The 19306-nt window shown below is 73.0% G+C and carries 13 protein-coding genes and 1 pseudogene; 8 read left to right on the top strand and 6 right to left on the bottom strand.

Annotation, left to right across the window (positions count from 1 at the left end; translation table 11 throughout):
* Positions 1-5: 5 nt before the first annotated feature.
* From D1825_RS17270 to D1825_RS17255, 4 genes are all read right to left on the bottom strand, one after another.
* Positions 6-1445, bottom strand: a complete 1440-nt coding sequence (locus D1825_RS17270; protein WP_118768658.1) for an endo-1,4-beta-xylanase — start codon at positions 1443-1445, stop codon at positions 6-8.
* Between the two features lie 307 nt (positions 1446-1752).
* Positions 1753-3561 carry a pyruvate dehydrogenase gene (locus tag D1825_RS17265; protein ID WP_118768657.1) on the bottom strand — a complete coding sequence of 603 codons (1809 nt, stop codon included), beginning with the start codon at positions 3559-3561 and terminating at the stop codon, positions 1753-1755.
* A gap of 36 nt (positions 3562-3597) precedes the next feature.
* The gene (locus D1825_RS17260; protein ID WP_233549963.1) at positions 3598-4557 is read right to left on the bottom strand and encodes a phosphotransferase family protein; all 960 of its coding nucleotides are present in this window, start codon (positions 4555-4557) and stop codon (positions 3598-3600) included.
* Positions 4554-5879, bottom strand: a complete 1326-nt coding sequence (locus D1825_RS17255; RefSeq protein WP_118768656.1) for an MFS transporter — start codon at positions 5877-5879, stop codon at positions 4554-4556. Before D1825_RS17255 ends, D1825_RS17260 begins: the two co-directional genes overlap by 4 nt.
* 54 nt (positions 5880-5933) lie before the next feature.
* On the opposite strand from D1825_RS17255, the gene D1825_RS17250 reads away from it, so the two are divergent.
* Positions 5934-6224, top strand: coding sequence for a GNAT family N-acetyltransferase (locus D1825_RS17250; RefSeq protein ID WP_118768655.1), 291 nt, complete (start codon positions 5934-5936; stop codon positions 6222-6224).
* A gap of 95 nt (positions 6225-6319) precedes the next feature.
* Here D1825_RS17250 and D1825_RS17245 read toward each other — a convergent pair whose 3' ends face one another.
* On the bottom strand, positions 6320-8341 hold the full coding sequence (locus D1825_RS17245) for a beta-galactosidase (RefSeq protein WP_118768654.1): 2022 nt from the start codon (positions 8339-8341) through the stop codon (positions 6320-6322).
* Positions 8342-8547: 206 nt separating this feature from the next.
* Between D1825_RS17245 and D1825_RS17240 the strand changes: the two genes are divergently transcribed.
* From D1825_RS17240 to D1825_RS17225, 4 genes are all read left to right on the top strand, one after another.
* Positions 8548-9882, top strand: coding sequence for an ABC transporter substrate-binding protein (locus D1825_RS17240; RefSeq protein ID WP_118768653.1), 1335 nt, complete (start codon positions 8548-8550; stop codon positions 9880-9882).
* Positions 9883-9954: 72 nt separating this feature from the next.
* Entirely contained in the window at positions 9955-10890 is a 936-nt protein-coding gene (locus D1825_RS17235; protein ID WP_118768652.1) for a carbohydrate ABC transporter permease, read from the top strand.
* Position 10891: 1 nt separating this feature from the next.
* On the top strand, positions 10892-11791 hold the full coding sequence (locus tag D1825_RS17230) for a carbohydrate ABC transporter permease (protein ID WP_118768651.1): 900 nt from the start codon (positions 10892-10894) through the stop codon (positions 11789-11791).
* A gap of 22 nt (positions 11792-11813) precedes the next feature.
* The gene (locus D1825_RS17225) at positions 11814-12830 is read left to right on the top strand and encodes a LacI family DNA-binding transcriptional regulator (RefSeq protein ID WP_118768650.1); all 1017 of its coding nucleotides are present in this window, start codon (positions 11814-11816) and stop codon (positions 12828-12830) included.
* A 126-nt stretch (positions 12831-12956) separates the two neighbouring features.
* Here the strand turns inward: D1825_RS17225 and pgm are convergent, their stop codons facing one another.
* The gene (gene pgm, locus D1825_RS17220; protein WP_118768649.1) at positions 12957-14639 is read right to left on the bottom strand and encodes a phosphoglucomutase (alpha-D-glucose-1,6-bisphosphate-dependent); all 1683 of its coding nucleotides are present in this window, start codon (positions 14637-14639) and stop codon (positions 12957-12959) included.
* Between the two features lie 62 nt (positions 14640-14701).
* Here pgm and D1825_RS17215 point away from each other — a divergent pair, with 62 nt between their 5' ends.
* The 3 genes and pseudogenes from D1825_RS17215 to D1825_RS17205 all read left to right on the top strand — a co-directional run.
* Positions 14702-15526, top strand: a complete 825-nt coding sequence (locus D1825_RS17215; protein ID WP_118768648.1) for a DUF5926 family protein — start codon at positions 14702-14704, stop codon at positions 15524-15526.
* 157 nt (positions 15527-15683) lie between these two features.
* Entirely contained in the window at positions 15684-16427 is a 744-nt protein-coding gene (locus tag D1825_RS17210; protein WP_118768773.1) for a glycosyltransferase family 2 protein, read from the top strand.
* A gap of 25 nt (positions 16428-16452) precedes the next feature.
* A pseudogene (locus D1825_RS17205) lies at positions 16453-19306 on the top strand (hypothetical protein); the annotation flags it as partial.

Below are 19306 nucleotides of genomic sequence, written 5' to 3'. Positions count from 1 at the left end.
CCGGATCACGCGGTGGTGCAGAGCGTGCCGTTGAGGCGGAAGGCCGTCGGCGCCGGGTTGGCGCCGCTGTACCCGCCGTTGAACCCGAACGACGTGCTGCCGCCCGCCGGGATGCTCGCGTTGTAGCCGGCGTCCTTGGCCGAGACGTTGGCTCCGCTCTGGCTGGCCACCGCGTTCCAGGCCTGCTGGACGGTCTGGCCGCCGGCGAACGCCCAGGTCAGCGTCCAGCCGTTGATCGCCGCGCCCTGGTTCTTGATCGTCACGTTGGCCGTGAAGCCGACGTTCCAGGAACCGGGGACGGCGTAGGTGACCGTGCAGCCGCCCGCGGGGGGCGGGGTGGTGACGGTGGGCGTGGGGGTCGGGGTAGGTGTCGGCGTGACCGTCGGGGTCGGGGTGACTGTCGGCGTCGGGGTGGTCGGGGGCGTCGTCGGCGCGACCGCGTTGAGGGCCGCCAGCGTCGAGGTGTACGCCGCCTTCGGGTTGCCGCTGTTGTCGAACAGCAGCGGGTTCTCGCCCGTGCGCCACGAGTCGGAGTCGCGCACGCCCCACACGGTGATGCCCGTGCAGCGGGTCACCGCGAGGCAGGCCTTCGTGACGGTCGAGTACACCGAGGCCTGCGAGCTGCCCTGCGCGACGTCGAGCTCGGTGATCTGCACGTCGACGCCGAGGTCGGCGAAGCGCTGCAGGTTGGCCTGGTAGTCGCCGGCGACGCCGCCGCCGAGGTGGCTCTGGAAGCCGACGCAGTCGATGGGGACGCCGCGCGCCTTGAAGTCCTTGACCATGTTGTAGACGCCGGTCGACTTCGCGTTGATGCCGTCGGTGTTGTAGTCGTTGTAGCAGAGCTTGGCGCCGGGGTCGGCGGCCCGGGCTGCGCGGAAGGCAGCCTCGATCCAGTCGTTGCCGGTGCGCTGCAGGTTGGAGTCGCGGCGGCTGCCCTGGCCGTCGTCGGCGAAGGCCTCGTTGACCACGTCCCAGGCGTAGATCTTGCCCTTGAAGTGCGTCGCGACCTGGGTGACGTGGTTGATCAGCGCGGTCCGCAGGGCGGTCCCGGAGAGGTTCTGCATCCAGCCGGGCTGCTGCTGGTGCCACGCCAGGGTGTGGCCGCGCACCTGCTTGCCCCCGTTGGCGGCCGCCCATGCGACGAGCCGGTCGCCTTGGGTGTAGTTGAACTGCCCCTGGTTCGGCTCGGTCGCGTCCATCTTCATCTCGTTCTCGGGCGTGACCGAGCTGAACTCGCGCGCGGCGATGGCCGCGTACGTCGCGTCGGACAGCTTCGACGGCGCGATCGCCGCACCGAAGTACCGGCCGCTCTGGGCCGCCGCGGCGCCCAGCGTGCTCGCCGCCGCCTGCGCAGGTGCCATCACGGCCAGACACGTTCCGGCGGTGGCGAGCGCGAGCGTCGTGGCGATCAGCGCCTGCCGCCCGCGTCGTGGTGTGTTGCTCATCGGGTCACCTCTCTCGGGTACCCGCCGTCCTTGGCGGGTGGGCGGCTCCCCTGCGGTGGGGGCGCGCGCACATCCGCGTGCGCGCGCTCAGCCCCGACCAAGCCGTTGCCGTCACGGTGACAGGGATGCGATAACGATGTCGAAGCCCTGAAACGATTCGCACCGCCGATTGCTCAGCCCCCCGGGTGGCCGGTCATCTCGCCGATTCGGCATGGACTCGCCGATCTGAACCGGCGAGTTGATGTGGAACCGGCGAGGCGACGGGCATCCCAGAGCCGGTCGCGGCAGCCGGGCCGGATGCCGGCGGTCAGCGCGGGACGTTGCGGATGTTGGAGCGGGCCATCGCGACCACGTCCGCCACCCCGCCGCCGATCACCTGCTTGGCCATCGCGCGCGTGAAGCCCGAGACCTGCTTGCGCGTGATCGTGGGCGGCAGGGACAGCGCGCGCGGGTCGGTGACCAGGTCGACGAGCGCCGGGCCGTCGTGCGAGAACGCCTCGCGCAGCGCGTCCCGGATGCCGCGCGGGTCCTCGACCCGCACCGACGGGATGCCGATCGCGGCCGCGATCGCCGCGTAGTCGATGGCCGGGGAGTCGGTGGCGTAGGACGGGACGCCCGCGACGAGCATCTCCAGGCGCACCATCGCGAGCGACGCGTTGTCGAAGAGGATCACCTTGACCGGCAGGTCCAGCGCCCGCAGCGTGATGAGCTCGCCGAGCAGCATGGAGAGCCCGCCGTCCCCGGCGATCGCGACGACCGCCCGCGGCCGGGCGGCCTCGTCACCGGAGCCACCCGGTCCCGCGGGGTCGCCCGACGAGGTCGACGACGGCTGCGCCAGCGCCGCCCCGATCGCGTGCGGGAGCGCGTTGGCCATGGATCCGTGCAGGAACGACCCGATCACCCGGCGCCGCCCGTTGGGCGTGATGTAGCGAGCGGCCCAGACGTTGCCCATCCCCGTGTCGACCGCGAACACCGCGTCGTCGGGCGCCTCCTCGTCGAGGATCGAGGCGGCCAGCTCGGGGTGGATCGGGGTGAGGTCCTCCGCGTCCTTCGTGTACGCGCCGACGACGCCCGACATCGCCTTGTCCTGCCGCGCGAGCATCTTCTCGAGGAAGCGCCGGTTGGTGCGGGCGCGCACCAGGGGTAGCACCGCGCGGATCGTCTCGCCCACGTCGCCGAGCACCGCGAGGTCGTTGCGCGTGCGGCGCCCGAGCCGGGTGGGCTCGATGTCGACCTGCGCGGTCGGCACGTCGGGGAGGAACTCCGGGTACGGGAAGTCGGTGCCGAGCAGCAGGATCAGGTCGGCGCCCTCGAGCGCCGCTGCGCACGCGCCGTAGCCGAGGAGCCCGGTCATCCCCACGTCGAACGGGTTGTCGTACTGGATGACCTCCTTGCCGCGCAGCGAGTGGCCGACGGGAGCGGCGAGCTTCTCGGCCAGCGCGAGCACCTCGTCGCGCGATCCGCGCACGCCCGCGCCGGCGAAGATCGTCACGCGGTCGGCGGCGTCGATCGCGGCGGCCAGCGCGCGGACGGACTCGTCGGCCGGGACCACCCGAGGGGCCGGCGCCGGGGTCAGGACGTCGATGCCGTCGTCGGCCGCCTCCAGCTCCGCGACGTCACCCGGCAGCGTGAGGACCGCGACGCCGGGCGCCCCGTACGCGTGGTGGATGGCCGAGCGGATGACGCGCGGCGCCTGCGCGGCGGACGTGATCATCTCGCTGTACGCGGAGCACTCGAGGAACAGGCGGTCCGGGTGGGTCTCCTGGAAGAACTGCGTGCCGATCTCCGCGCTCGGGATGTGGCTCGCGATCGCCAGCACGGGGACGCGCGAGCGGTGCGCGTCGTACAGCCCGTTGATGAGATGCAGGTTGCCCGGTCCGCACGAGCCCGCGCAGACCGCGAGCCGCCCGGTCAGCTCCGCCTCGGCGGCCGCCGCGAAGGCGCCGGCCTCCTCGTGGCGGACGTGCACCCAGGCGATGTCGACGCCGTCATCCGCCGCCCGTCGCACGGCGTCGACCACCGGGTTGAGGCTGTCCCCGACGATCCCGTAGATGTGCCGCGCTCCCGCGGCGACGATCTGGGCGACGAGCTGGTCGGCAATGGTGCGAGAGGCCATCTCCCCATCGTGTGTGCGGGGCGGTGCTCCCGCACCTCAGGCCAGGCCGGCCAGCGCCCGGTCGAGGATGGCGCGGAGTTGGTGGACGTACTCGACGAGCCAGTCGCCCTCGTAGGCGCGCGGCGTGATCTCGACGAGCATCACGAGCGCGAGCTGCACGCGGTAGAGCAGCAGGCGGGTCGCCGCGGCGGGCTCGTCGACCGCCCACGGCGCACCCGCCTCCGCCGCGTAGCCGGCCAGCAGGTGCGCCGAGGTCCCGTGCCACATCGCGTCGGCGCCGACGAGGTCGAACAGCGGGTCGCCCCAGATGGCCCGCTCCGGGTCGATGACCCCGACGAGCGCGCCCGACGACGGGTCGACGAACAGGTTGCCGGGCCAGAGGTCGGTGTGGACCAGGCGCGGGGTGGTGACCTCGGCGAGCGCACCGGCGTGGCGGGCCACGGCCGCGCGGATCTCGTCGTCGGGCAACGCGGTGCCCCACCGCCGACCGTCCGCCAGCAGCGCCTCGATGATCCGCCCGAACGCCTCCGGCCAGGTGCCCGCCTGCAGCCCGGGGTTGCTCGGGTAGCCGAACAGCGGACCGGTGACGGATCCCTGCCGGGCGAGGTGGGCGCCGAGCTCGGTCTCGACGCGCATCAAGCGCGGGTCGCCCGCCTCGAAGCCGGCCTCGTTCAGCGGGACGCCGTCGAGGTGGCTGACGACGACGGCGTCGCCGGGCAGGACGGTGCGGCTGAAGTCGGCCAGCAGGAGGGTCGGCATGAGCAGCTCGGGGCGGCCGTCGGCCAGGCCGTAGACGAGCGCCTCGGTGCGCAGCACGTCGTGCTCGTAGCTGAGCAGGCGATCGGTCTCGTCGGGCGCGGCCTTGACGACGACCCGGCGGCCGTCCTCCAGGGTGACGCGGTGCGTGGTGGCGAACATGCCGCCCGTGAGCCGCTCCGCGGACGCCAGCGTCCCCAGGGGCGCGACGATCTGCGACAGGGCATCGGTGCTGGTCACCGCTCTACGGTAGCGCTCCGGCCGTCGTCATCGAAACGATTTGACTCGACGCACTCGGCGAGCTCGGCGGCGGACACGGACGCACCCGCCGAGGCCGAGACCGACTGGTCCTCGAGCTTGTCGTGGACGTGGCCCGTGTGCTTGCCGCGCAGGGTCCGGTAGGACAGCAGCACGGCGACCACGGCGACGATCGCCGAGACGACGACCACCCGGAACCCGGCGTGCGACCCGTCCGCGTCGATCTGCGCGCCGGCGATCGACGAACCCACCGAGACGCCCACGCCGAGCGCGGTGCCGACCCAGGTCAGACCCTCGGTGAGCCGCTCGGGCGGGACCAGCTGCTGCACGAGCGCGTTGCCGTTGATCAGCGTCGGCGCGATCGCGAAGCCGGTGACGAACATGACCGCGGCGAGCATCCACAGCGAGTCGACGAGGAAGAACAGCGAGACGCCGACCGCCAGCGCGATCATCCCATTCGCGAACCGCTGGTGCAGGGGGCGCTTCCAGTGCCGGGTGCCGTACAGCAGGCCGGACACGAGCGAGCCCGCAGCGAAGACCGCGAGCACGGGGCCGGCGAGGTTCTTCTGGCCGGCCTCGTCGGCGAACGCGACGGTCGAGACGTCGTTCGCGCCGAAGATCGAGCCCATCGCGACGAACACGAGGACCAGCACGAGCATCGCGGGCGTGCGGAGCACCGAGCCGGTCGGGCGGGGCTGGTCCTTGGGCGCGACGGCGGGCTCGGTGGCCCGCAGCGCGCAGAACCAGTAGCCGCCGACGATCATCGCGACGAGCGGGACGATCAGCCCGGCGGTCGGCTCCACGCCCGTGGCCAGCAGGGTCGCGGCGACGGGGCCGACGACGAACACGAGCTCGTCGACCGCGGACTCGAGCGCGTAGGCGGTGTGCAGCTGGCGCGGGTCGCTCAGCTCGCTCGACCAGCGCGCGCGCACGAGCGACCCGAACGAGCCGATCGCCGCGCCCGTCACGGCCGCGGTCACGTAGAGGACGGCCTCGGGTGCCTCGGCGATCGCGGCCACGATCAGCCCGACGAGCCCTGCGGCGGACACGGCCACGGCGGGCCGCATGATCCGCGCCTGCCCGTGCCGGTCCACGAGCCGCGACAGCTGCGGCGAGCACACGGCCTGCGCGATGACGTACACGGCCGAGACGCGGCCGGCCAGGCCGTAGGAGTCGTAGATCGCGGAGACCATCAGCACGATCCCGATGCCCACCATCGACATCGGCAGCCGCGCGAGCGCCCCGGACGCGGAGAACGCGAGCGCGCCGGGCCGCTTCAGCACATCTGCGTAGGGCCCCAGCACGCCCCCATCCTGTCACCCCGTACGCGGCCGGCGGTCCGGGGGCATGATCAGCGCATGACGGTTCACGTGACGGATGTGCCCGACGAGCAGCGCTTCGAGGCGCGCGACGAGTCGGGCGAGCTGATGGGTGTCTCCTACTACGACGTGATCGGGACCACGGTCGCGTTCACGCACACCGAGGTCGACGAGCGCTTCGAGGGCCAGGGCATCGCGGGAGCCCTGACCCGCTCCGCGCTGGACGCCGTCCGCGCGCAGGGCAACCGCCGCGTGGCGGCGCTGTGCCCGTACGTGAAGGCCTGGATCGCCCGCCACCCTGACTACCAGGACCTCCTCGCCGCGTCCTGACCCCGCGACCAGGTGGTTGCGCACGCTTCGCGGCCCGCAAGCGTGCACAACCACCTGCTCGGCCACCGGTCGGGCGGGTCGGGCCGTCGGGCGGGTCAGCGGGGGGTGCGGACGACGCGGACCTCGCCTGCGCCGAGCTTCAGCGTGCCCGCCACGCGGTCGCCCGTGAGCAGCTCCGTGCCGTCGGCGGGCACGGCGACCGGCTCGTCGAGGTGGTTGATCGCCACGGTGTAGGTCGCCTCGGAGCTGGCCCGGCGGACGACCTCGACCCCCTCCGGCAGGTCGGGCGACGTGATCCCGGCGTCGGCGTAGGCCAGCTGCAGGAGCGGCGCGAGACCCTCGACGTCGAGGCGGGTCGACACGTACCAGCCGTGCCCGGAACCCAGCGAGTGCCGCGTGATCGCGGGCCGCCCGGCGGCCGGACCGTCCTCGTACGTGCCGACCACGGACGCGCCCGCGAGCACGATGTCGTCGGACCACACGTCCCCGGACACCGAGGTCCCGGACAGGTCGACGCGCACGGACTGGCCCGCGCGCAGCGGCAGGAACTCCTCGACGCTCATGCCGAGCGCCTCGCGCAGCGGAGCGCCGTAGCCGCCCACGTGCACCGCGTCGCACTCGTCGACCACGGCCGAGAAGTACGAGACCAGCAGGGTCCCGCCGCCCGCGACGTAGCGCGTGAGGTTGGCCGCGCCGGCCTCGGTGAGCAGGTACGACGCGGGAGCGACGACGAGCGGGTACGCCGAGAGGTCGGACTCGGGGTGGGCCATGTCGACGGTGAGCCCGTCGCGCCACAGCCGCTCGTGGAAGGCCGCGAGGCGCTCGCGGTGGTCGAGGTCGTCGGACGGCCGCCACTCCAGGTCCTGGGCCCAGAAGGACTCCCAGTCCCACAGGATCGCGGCGTCGGCGACGGTCCGGGAGCCGCGCAGCTCGGCCAGGCGGCCGAGGTCGGCCCCGAGCGAGACGACCTCGCGCCACACGCGCGACGAGGTCCCCGTGTGGGGCAGCATCGCGGAGTGGAACTTCTCCGCGCCCGAGCGGGAGGCCCTCCACTGGAAGAACAGGATCGCGTCGGCGCCGCGGGCCAGGTGCGAGAGCGAGTTGCGGTGCATCTCGCCGGCTCGCTTGGCCACGTTGCGCGGCTGCCAGTTCACGGCCGACGTGGAGTGCTCCATGAGCATCCATGGGCGCCCGCCGGCCACGGAGCGGGTCAGGTCCGCGGCGAGCGCGAGGCCGACCTCGGGGTGCTCGTCGGCCGCGGTCAGGTAGTGGTCGTTCGAGACGACGTCGACCTCGCGGCCCCAGGCCCACAGGTCGGTCGACGGGCACGAGCCGGCCATGAAGTTCGTGGTGATCGGCACCGACGAGTGCGCGCGGATCGCGTCGCGCTCGGCGATGAAGCACTCGCGCAGCGCGTGGTCCGTGAACCGCGCGAAGTCGAGCCGCTGGGCGGGGTTGACCACGCTCGCGGCGACCGCTGGCACGTCCACGTGCGACCACGAGCCGTACCGCTGGCCCCAGAACGCCGTGCCCCACGCGTTGTTGAGCGCGTCGAGCGTGCCGTAGCGGTCCTGCAGCCAGGTGCTGAAGGCCGCGGCCGACGAGGGGGAGTAGTCCTCCGAGACCGGGGCGCCGTACTCGTTGTGCACGTGCCACAGCGCGATCGCGGGGTGCGAGCCGTAGCGCCGGGCGAGCTCGGTGGCGATCCGGACGGACGCCGCGCGGTACTCGGGCGAGCTGGGGCCGGCCATGCCGCGCGAGCCGAAGCCGAGCACGGTGCCCTCGCGCGTGACGACCCGCGCCGAGGGGTAGGTCGCGAAGAACCAGGCGGGCGGCGACGCGGTCGGCGTGCCCAGGTCCACCCGGATCCCCGCGGCGTGCAGCAGCTCGATGAGCTCGTCGAGCCAGCCGAAGTCGAACTCGCCCTCACGCGGCTCGAGCAGCGCCCAGGAGAAGATGCCGATGCTCACCAGGTTGACGCCGGCCTCGTGCATGAGGGCGATGTCCTCGTCCCAGACCTCGCGCGGCCACTGCTCGGGGTTGTAGTCCCCGCCGTAGGCGATGGCGTCGAGGCCGAGCGGCCAGGACGGCGAGGTGGGACCGGGATCGGCGAACATGACGCTCCATCGAGTCAGTGACAGTGTGTGCGAATGCTGTGCACGCTCACAGTCACTGTGACCGCGCACAACGACCAGATAACACTGTGGACGCGGTGGTTGACAAGTCCCCGGCCCGTGCAGTTACTGTGACCGGGCACAGGCAGGCGTCGCTGGGACGCCACCGTTCGTCGCAGAGCTGCGACGGATCTCGACGAGGAGGTCAGATGCGCCTGCACACAGGCATCAGAGCCGCAGCGATCATCGCTGCAACCACGCTTCTCGCCGCCGGCTGCACGTCCGGCGACGACACCACGTCCAGCTCGCCGACGGGCGGCAGCACGGAGAAGGCCGAGAAGGTCGACCTCACGTTCTGGACGTGGGCTCCGGGCATGGACGACGTGGTCAAGGCGTGGAACGACGCGAACCCCGACATCCAGGTCACCGTCAACAAGCAGGACGGCGGCGACCCGGCGGTCACCAAGCTCCTCACCGCGATCAAGGCGGGCTCGGGCGCCCCGGACCTCATGCAGACCGAGTACCAGAAGATCCCCACGCTCGTCGCGGCGGACGCCCTGGCCGACATCTCCGGCGCGGTCGACTCGAGCATCGCGGGGCACTTCGCGGACGGCACCTGGCAGTCCGTGACGCTGGGCGGCGACGCGGTCTACGGCATCCCGCAGGACTCGGGCCCCATGGAGTTCTACTACCGCGAGGACATCTTCACGAAGTACAAGCTCGACGTCCCGACGACGTGGGCCGAGTACGCCGACGTCGCCACCAAGCTGCACGAGGCCGACCCCAAGGCCTACCTCGGCACCTTCTCGGCCACCGACGCGGGCTGGTTCACCGGCCTCACGCAGCAGGCTGGCGCCTCGTGGTGGGGCATCAACGGCGACGCGTGGTCGGTCGACATCGACTCCGCCGCGTCCCAGAAGGTCGCGTCGTACTGGGGCGACCTCGTGGAGAAGGGCGTCATCGACAACAAGCCGATGTACACCCCGGAGTGGAACGCCGCGCTGAACGACGGCACGCAGGCCGGCTGGGTCTCCGCGATCTGGGCTCCCGGCGTGCTCGCGGGCAACGCCGCCGACACGCAGGGCAAGTGGAAGATGGCGCCGATGCCGCAGTGGAACGCGGGCGACAACGCGACGGGCAACTGGGGCGGCTCGGCCACCTCGGTGACGTCGCAGTCGAAGAACGTCGAGGCGGCGACGAAGTTCGCCACCTGGATGAACACGAGCCAGGACGCCGTCAACATCCTGGTCGCCAAGGGCGGGCTCTACCCGGCCGACCTCCCGGGCCAGGCCGAGGCGCTGTCCGCCCCGCCGGCCTTCTTCCCGAACCAGCCGGACTTCTACACGACGGCCACGGACATCGCGAAGTCGGTCCAGCCGTTCACGTACGGTCCCAACGTGAACGTCGCCTTCTCCGCCTACAACGACCAGTTCGGCAAGGCCGCCGAGTCGAAGAAGGCCTCCGCCTTCCTCACCGCGCTCACGGCCATGCAGAAGGCCACCGTCGACGACCTGTTGAACTCCGGCTTCACGGTCGACGAGTAAGGCCCTCGGGCGGCCACCCGCACCCCCTCGCGGGTGGCCGCCCAACCCACCACCCCGACAGGAGACCGGACGATGACCGTCCAGACGCCTCCCCGCGCCCGTCGCCGCCGCAGCGGCCGGTTCGCGCCGTACGTCTACCTCGCCCCGGCGATGACCCTCTTCGCGCTGTTCCTCGCGCTGCCCATCGGCTACGCGCTGTACCTGAGCTTCCGCACCGTCAAGGTCAGCGGGCTCGGGCTCGGCAAGGGCGCCCGCACCGAGGTGTGGGCGGGCTTCGACAACTACGCCCGGTCGCTGACCGACCCCGACTTCATCGACTCGGTGATCCGGGTCGCCCTGTACGGGCTGGTGCTCGTGCCGGTGATGCTCGGCCTCGCGCTGCTGTTCGCGCTGCTGCTCGACTCGAAGCGCACCCGCGGCCGCGGCTTCTCGCGGGTCTCGATCTTCCTGCCGTACGCGGTGCCCGCGGTGATCGCGTCGCTGCTGTGGGGCTTCCTCTACCTGCCGCGGGTCAGCCCGTTCTACTACGTGTTCGACAAGATCGGCTGGGACGCCCCGGACATCCTGTCCTCGCAGTGGGTGCTGTTCGCGATCGCCAACATCGGCCTGTGGGGCGGCGTCGGCTTCAACATGATCGTCATCTACACCGCGCTCAAGGCGATCCCGTCCGAGCTCTACGAGGCCGCGCGGCTCGACGGCGCGACCGAGGTGCAGATCGCCTGGCGGATCAAGATCCCCGTGGTGACGCCCTCGCTCATCCTCACGTTCCTGTTCTCGATGATCGCGACGCTGCAGGTGTTCGCCGAGCCGATGACGCTCCGGCCCCTGACCAACACGATCTCGTCGACCTGGAGCCCGCTCATGAAGGTCTACCGCGACGCCTTCACGCGCGACGACATCTACTCGGCCGCCGCGACCTCCGTGATCATCGCGCTCGCCACGTTCGCGCTCTCGTTCGGCTTCCTGCGCCTGGTGCAGCGCCGTGCCTTCAGCCAGGAGAACAGCTGACATGACTGCCACACTCGCTCCGACCAAGCCGCCGACCGTGGTCCGCACGACCACGGGCGCCACGGGTCCGTCGAACAAGCGCAGCACGCTGTCCACCGTGGTGCTGCTCGTCGGCGCCGCCTACTGCCTGCTGCCCGTCGCGTGGGTGCTCGTCGCCTCGACCAAGAGCGCCGGCGAGCTGTTCACGACCTTCACGTTCACGCCGTCGACCCACCTGTGGGACAACGTCCAGGACCTGTCCGCCTACCGCGGCGGCCTGTTCTGGCGCTGGATGGCCAACACCGCGCTGTACGCGGGCGTCGGCGCGCTGCTCTCGGTGATCGTCTCCGCGATGGCCGGCTTCGGGCTGGCCAAGTTCAGCTTCGCGGGCAAGAAGGCCATCTTCAACGTCATCCTCGCCGGGGTCCTCGTGCCCGGCGTCGTGCTCGCGATCCCGCAGTACCTGCTGCTCGCCCAGGTCGGCCTGACCAACACCTACTGGTCGGTGCTGCTGCCCAGCATCATCAGCCCGTACGGCATCTACCTCGCGCGCATCTACGCGGCGGCCTCGGTGCCCGACGACGTCCTCGAGGCGGCCCGCACGGACGGCGCGGGCGAGGCGCGGATCTTCGCGCGCATCGCGGTCCCGATGATGGTCCCGGGCCTGGTCACGGTGTTCCTGTTCCAGTTCGTCGCCATCTGGAACAACTACATGCTGCCGTACATCATGCTCGGCAACGACCGCCTCTTCCCCATCACGGTGGGCCTGTCCGGACTGCTCAACCAGGGCGCCTCGCAGCCCGCGATGTACACCGCGGTGATCACCGGCGCCCTGCTGTCGATCATCCCGCTGATCGCCCTGTTCCTGCTCCTGCAGCGGTACTGGCAGGTCGACCTCGCCGCCGGCGCGGTCAAGGCCTGAGCGCCCCCTAGAGTTCGCTGTGATGGAACCCCAAGGACAGGCGCGCAAGCGCCCGACGATCCGCGACGTGGCGGCCGCCGCCGGCGTCTCGCGAGGCACGGTCTCCCGTGTCATCAACGGCGGCCACTGGGTCTCTCCCGGCGCGCTCGCGGCCGTCGAGGAGGCCATCAAGACCACCGGCTACTCGATGAACCAGCACGCCCGCAGCCTGGCGACCGGCCGGTCCAACTCGGTCGCGTTCCTGCTCACCGAGGCGCAGCACCTGCTGTTCGAGGACCCCAACTTCTCGATCCTGCTGCGGGGCGCAGCGCAGGCGCTGGCCGCGCGCGGCATGCCGCTGCTGCTCATGGTCGCGGGGACGCCCGACGAGCAGAAGCAGGTGCTCGACTACGTCGGCGCCGGTCACGTGGACGGCGTGCTGCTCATCTCCTCGCACGCGGGCAGCCCGGTGCTGCGGTCGCTCGTGCGCCAGGAGATCCCGACGATCGCGTGCGGCATCCCGCTCGGCTTCGAGTCGACCGTGGGTCACGTCGCGGCCGACGACCTGGGTGGCGGCCGCCGCATGACGCGCCACCTGCTCGACACGGGCCGCACCCGCGTCGCCACCATCACGGGCCCGCTCGACACCCCCGGCGGCCGGCTGCGGCTCGAGGGCTACCGCACCGAGCTGGGCGACGCGTACGACGAGACCCTCGTCGCGCACGGCGACTACACGCGCCAGGGCGGGACCGCGGCGATGCGCGAGCTGCTCGAGCGGCGGCCCGACCTCGACGCGGTGTTCGTCGCCTCGGACCTCATGGCCACGGGCGCGATGCAGGTGCTGCGCGAGTCCGGTCGGCGCGTGCCGGAGGACGTCGCGGTCGGCGGCTTCGACGACTCCGGCCTCGCCGCGACCCTCGACCCGGCCCTGACGACCATGCGCCAGCCGTTCGAGCGGATCAGCGCGGAGATGGTCCGCCTCCTCCTGGACGTCGTCGACGGCGCCGACCCGGCCACCATCACCCTCCCGACCTCCCTGGTCGTCCGCGACTCCGCCTGACCCCGGCCCGCCCGTCGGTGCACCAGCCGGTCGACCAGGCGGTTGCGCACGTTTGACGTCCGATTGGCGTGCGCAACCACCTGCTCGCCGGGTTCGAAGCCGGCGAGGTGGTCGGTCGGAGCTGGGTCAGCCAGCCAGGGCGGCCGAGACGACGTCCTTGGCCTCCGACTGGACCTGCGCGAGGTGGTCGGCCGAGACGAACGACTCGGCGTAGATCTTGTAGACGTCCTCCGTGCCCGACGGGCGCGCGGCGAACCACGCGTTGGCGGTCGTGACCTTGAGGCCGCCGATCGCCTCGTCGTTGCCCGGTGCGCGGGTCAGGCGGGACACGATCGGGTCGCCCGCGAGCGTCGTCGCGGAGACCTGCTCGGGGGAGAGGGCCGCGAGGGTGGCCTTCTGCTCGCGGGTGGCCTCGGCGTCGATCCGCGCGTACCAGGACTCGCCGAACTCCTCGACGAGCTCGCGGTGCCGCTGCGAGGGGGACTTGCCGGTCGTCGCGAGGATCTCGGAGGCCAGCAGAGCCGCGATGGGGCCGTCCTTGTCCGTGGTCCACACCGTGCCGTCCTTGCGCAGGAACGAGGCGCCCGCGGACTCCTCGCCGCCGAACCCGATCGAGGAGTCGATCAGCCCGGGCACGAACCACTTGAACCCGACCGGCACCTCGATCACGGGCCGGCCGAGGCGGGCGCCCACGCGGCTGATCAGGTCGGACGAGACGAGGGTCTTGCCGATCCCCGCGTCGGACGGCCACTGCGGGCGCGCGCCCGAGTACAGGTAGTCGATCATCACGGCGAGGTAGTGGTTCGGGTTCATCAGCCCGCCGTCGGGCGTGACGATGCCGTGCCGGTCGGAGTCCGCGTCGTTGCCCGTCGCGATGTCGTACGGCGCCGGCCCGCCGCCCGCCGTCATCCGGTTGACCAGCGAGGCCATCGCGTACGGCGACGAGCAGTCCATCCGGATCTTGCCGTCCCAGTCCAAGGTCATGAACGGCCAGCGCGGGTCCGCCTCGGGGTTTACCACGGTGAGGTCCAGGCCGTAGCGCTCGCCGATCGCGCCCCAGTAGTCGACGACCGCGCCGCCCAGCGGGTCCGCGCCGATGCGCACGCCCGCGGACCGGATCGCGTCGAAGTCGATCATGTTGGCCAGGTCGTCGACGTACGACGAGAGGTAGTCGTGCTTGCGGATCAGCTCGGAGGTGATCGCGCGCTCGTACGGGATGCGCGGCACCGAGCGCCAGCCCGACGCGAGGATCTGGTTGGCCCGGTCGGCGATCCAGCCGGTCGAGTCGGAGCCCGCGGGGCCGCCGTGCGGCGGGTTGTACTTGAAGCCGCCGTCGGTCGGCGGGTTGTGCGACGGGGTCACGACGATGCCGTCGGCCAGACCGGGCCCCTGCGTGCGCACGCCCTCCGAGGTCCCGGCGCCGTTGTGCCGCAGGATCGCGAGCGAGACCGCGGGCGTCGGCGTGAACGAGTCGCGCGCGTCGACGTGCACCTCGACGCCGGCAGCGACCAGCACCTCGATCGCCGTGCGCTGCGCGGGCCCGGACAGCCCGTGGGTGTCGCGCCCGATGAACAGCGGCCCGTCGGTGCCCGCCCCGCGGCGGTACTCGACGATCGCCGCGGTGATCGCGACGATGTGCGCCTCGTTGAACGCCCGCTTGAACGCGCCGCCGCGGTGGCCGCTCGTGCCGAAGACCACCTTCTGGTCGGGGTCGGTCACGTCCGGCTCGAGGTCGTAGTACGCGGCGAGCAGGGCGTCGATGTCGACGAGGTCCTCGGGCAGGGCGGGTGTTCCGGCGCGCGGGTGCATGCCTCGATCCTTCCTCAGCGACGACGACAATGCACGGGCCCCGGTCCCGGTAGCCTGGACCCATGGCCAAGAACACAGGTGACTTCGTGCTGCGCCCCTTCGAGGGCCTCCCCGGCGAGCCCGACTGGGTCGCGCTCAAGGAGGTCGTCCCGGCCGCCACGGGCACCGCGCGCACGACGAAGGAGCACGGCTCCCACGAGGTGCTCGTCACCACCGTCCTGCCGCAGGCCTGGCCCGCCCTGCACCGCGCCGACGGCGTGATCCTCCTGGCCCTGCAGACCACGACCAGCTCGGGCGACTCGAGCCGCGACCTCGCTGCCGCGCTCCTCGAGGCCATCGACGCCGAGCCCGGCACCGCGATCGAGCTGACCGGCCTGCCCGAGGCCGGCCCCCGCCTGCAGGACGTCCTCGACCTGTCCGTGCCGTTCGACGTGACGGTCCAGGACACGTTCGCCTACTGGCTCGCGCCGGACGTCGAGCGCACGGACGACCTGGCCGCCGCGATCGAGGAGGCCGACGCCGGCATCATCGACACGGTCAAGCTCGCCGGTGTCGAGTCCGCGTACTGGTGCCGCATGGGCGCGCGCGAGTTCCTGCGCTGGGCACAGCCGCACGAGGAGCAGGTCGTCCTCGACGGCCTCGCCCGCCTGCACGCGAAGCGCGCGTCCGGGTTCGAGGGCGCCAAGTTCGTCGGCTACTTCCGCTCGAGCGGCCTCGTCGTCCCCGTCTGGGAGCTGCCGCGCGGCACCGAGGCCGAGGACATCGAGGGTGCCGTGGCCGCGTTCGCGCCGGTCTTCGCCGAGGCGCTGGCCAGCACCGAGGCGCTCGACGCGAACGAGCGCCGCGCGCGCGCCGGCCTCGTGGCGCGCCAGGTCACGCTGCGCTGAGCACCTTCGACCTCGCTAGGCTGACGCCGTGACGGCCCAGGGCACGCAGACCCCCGACGACGACGCGGGGGCCTCCAAGCCCCGCGCCCGCGGCCGGTCCCGCGCGACGCAGACGACGACCACCCCCGCGGCCCGCACCCCGCGCGTCCGCCAGCGCGTGGCGGTCGTCATCCCCGCCAAGGACGAGTCGCGGCGCATCGCCGCGACCGTCCGCTCGGCCAAGTCGATCCCGCACGTCGACCTCGTGCTCGTGGTCGACGACGGCTCCGAGGACGACACGCAGCACGTGGCCCGCGAGGCCGGCGCCGTCGTCGTGCGGCACTCGCACAACCGTGGCAAGGCCGCGGCCATGGAGACGGGTGCGGCCGTGGTCGCGATGCGCGACGCCCCCGACCGCCTGCCGCGGATCTTGCTGTTCATCGACGGCGACCTCGGCGAGACCGCGGTCAACACCGCGCCGCTGGTGCCGCCGGTGGTCGAGGGCCACACCGACCTCGCGATCGCGCTGATCCCGCCGCAGCCGGGCGCGGGTGGGCGCGGCATCGTCGTCGGCGCCGCTCGTCGGGCCATCCAGTCGCTGACCGGCTGGACGCCCACGCAGCCGCTGTCGGGGATGCGCTGCCTGACGCGCGAGGCGTTCGAGGCCGCGACGCCGCTCGCGCACGGGTGGGGCGTCGAGACCGGCATGACGATCGACCTGCTGCGCCGCGGCTTCCGCGTCGTCGAGGTGCCGTGCGACCTGCGGCACCGCCCCTCGGGCTCGGACCTCAAGGGCCAGCTGCACCGCGCAGCGCAGTACCGCGACGTCCAGCTCGCCGTGAACGCGCGCCGGGTCCGCTCCGCGGCGGGCGCCGTCAAGCGCAAGGTCACACCCAAGCCGAGCTCCCAGACCCACCGCTGACGGGTCGCCCCCGTACCCTGGGCCCGTGTCCCTGACGTCCAGCTGGCCTGCCCGCGCCCTGATCACGGCGCTCGTGGCGTGCCTCGCGGTGGCCCTGGGCGCCGGTTCCGCGTCCGCTGACGACCAGGCCGCGCCGGCCGAGCCCGTGGTGCTCGTCGGCGTCGGCGGGCTGCACTGGTCGGACGTCGACCGGAGCGCGACGCCGACGCTGTGGCGGATGATCACGGGCGGGTCCGTCGGATCGATCTCGGTGCACACGGCCAACCCCGTCACGTGCCCCGTGGACGCGTGGCTCACCATCTCCGCCGGGCGCCGCGTCGCGGTACCCGCGCCCGACGAGGGCACCGCGGACTCGTCGGACGACACCGACTCCGACTCCGTGCCCGTCGAGTGCGAGCCCCTGCCCACCGTCACCCCGACGAGCGCCGACGCCGAGCCGACCCCGCACTCGGTGACCGGCTGGGCCGCGCTGTCCGACGAGGGCACCGAGGGGTTCGGCACCCCCGGGACCGTGGGCCAGCGGATCGACGACGCCGGCACGTGCACCACGGCCGCCGGCCCGGGCGGCGCGATCGCGCTGGCCGACCTCGACGGCGACGTCGCGCGGTACTCGCAGGACCCGGGCGCGCTGTCCACGCTCGACCTGACCGCGTGCCCCGCCACGGTCCTCGACGCGGGCGAGCTGCCCGCGGACCGCACCCAGCGCGCCGACGCGCTCACGCTGCTCGACCAGCGGCTGAGCCAGGTCATCCGGTCCGTGCCGATCGGCACGCACGTGCTCGTCGCGGGCGTCTCGGACAGCCCCACGGGCGAGACCGGGCTGCAGGTGGTGGTCGAGTGGCGCCGCGGCGGGGGCGAGGTCGGGTGGCTCTCGTCGGGCTCGACGCGACGGCCCGGCATCGTGACGCTCGCCGACCTCGGGGCGACCCTCGCGCAGGCGGGCGGCGCCGACACGAGCGACCTCGACGGCTCCCCGCTGGTCGTCAGCTCCGAGCGCCGGATGAGCACCGACCGCACGGTCGAGAACCGCCGCTACCTCACCGAGATGACGACGATCAGCCCGCAGCTGCTGCCCGTCCTCCTGCTCACCGCCGCCGGGGCCGCGCTCGTCGCGCTCGCGACCGTCGCGGTCGCTCGTCGTCGGCGCCGCACGCCCGCGCCCGCCACGAGGCGCGCGGTGCTCGCGGTCCTGCTGCTCGGCGTGTGCACGCCCGTCGGCGCGCACCTCGCCGCGCTCTCGCGCTGGTGGGGCTCGCCCGCGCCGCTGTTCGCCGCGACCGGGTGGTACGTGCTCGCGACGACGATCGTCGCGCTGGCCGCGTGGCTCGTCTCCCGCGTCCTGCCCCGCGGCCGGTGGCGCCTGGCCGCGGCGGCAGCCGGCGCGACCTGGTTGGTCCTGACGGTCGACGGCGTGACCGGCACGGTCCTCCAGCAGGGCTCGATCCTGGGTGTCACGCCGACCGCGGGCGCCCGGTACTACGGCTTCGGCAACACCACGTTCGGCGTGTACGCCGCCGCCGCGCTCGTGCTGGCCGGCGCGATCGGCGCGTGGCTGCGGGCCGCGGGTCGGCGTGCGGCGGCCGTCGTCGCGGTGTCGGCGGTCGGGGTCGTGTCGGTCGTCGTGGACGGGTGGCCCACGTTCGGCGCGGACTTCGGCGGCGTGCTGGCCCTCGTGCCCGCGTTCGCGGTGCTCGTGGTCGCCGTGGCGGGTGCCGTGGTGACCGTCCGGCGCGCGCTGGTGATCCTCGTGGGCGCGGTCGTGGCCGTCACCGTCGTCGCGGTCGTCGACTGGGCGCGGCCCGGCCGCAGCTCGCACCTCGGCCTGTTCGTGCAGCGCGTGATCGACGGCGACGCGTGGGGCGTCGTCTCGGGCAAGGCGCAGGGCGCCTGGGCGACCATCGACCAGCCCGCGGGCGCGTTCGCCGCACTCGCCTGCCTCACGGTGTGCGCGGTCCTCGTGGGCCCGGACCGCTGGCGGCCCGCGTTCCTGCGCCGCGCCTACGCCTCCTGGCCGCTGCTGCGCGGCGTGCTGCTGTCCGTGGTGGTCGCGGCGCTGCTCGGCGCGCTCGTCAACGACAGCGGCGTCGTCGTCGCGATCGCGGTGCTCGGCCTGGCGGGCGTGGCCCTCGTGGTCTCGGCGCTCGCGAGCGCGTGGGACCGGCTGCCCGCGACGACCGTCCCGCGTGAGGCCGACGCCCCACTGCGCCGCATGCCCGCGGTCCTCGTCGCGACCGGCGGCGCGCTGCTCGCCGTGCTGCTGCTCGTGACCGTCACCGTGCCGACCCAGGCCGATGCGGCCGGGGCCGTCACGTCGGGCACCGGCCAGGTCGCGGTGAGCACCGACAAGCCGGTCGTCGTGATCGGCACCGCGGGCCTGACCTGGGCCGACGTGGACCGCTCGGCGACGCCCACGCTGTGGGGGCTGCTGCGCGACGGTGCCGCCGCCGGCGCGGTGTCGCCCGGCGTGACCGGGCGCGCGTCGTGGTGCGACTCCGCGGGCTGGCTCTCGCTCAGCGCGGGCCGGGCGCCCGTCACCGGGGAGCGGGTCGACGACGAGTGGCAGTGCGCCCCGTGGTCGGTAACGCCGGACGGCGACGGCGCGACGGTCGAGGGCTGGGACGCGATCGCGGCCCTGCAGTCCCGCTCCGAGTTCCGCCCGACGATCGGTGAGCTGGGCGACACGCTCGCGCAGGGCGACGTGTGCGCGACGGCCGTCGGCCCCGAGGCGGCGCTCGCCCTGGCCGGCACCGACGCGAGCGTCGGCCGGTACCGCACGCTGCAGGACGCGACGACGAACCCGGCCGACGTGTTCTCCTGCCCGCTGACCATCGTCGACGCCGGCTCGGCCCCGCACTCGGCGGACATCGACCCGACCGTGC

The sequence above is a fragment of the Cellulomonas rhizosphaerae genome (genome assembly GCF_003470205.1).
GTDB classification, from domain to species: Bacteria; Actinomycetota; Actinomycetes; order Actinomycetales; family Cellulomonadaceae; genus Cellulomonas; species Cellulomonas rhizosphaerae.
Note: the sequence above shows the minus strand (reverse complement) of the source record. Positions and strands in the feature narration are given on the sequence as shown.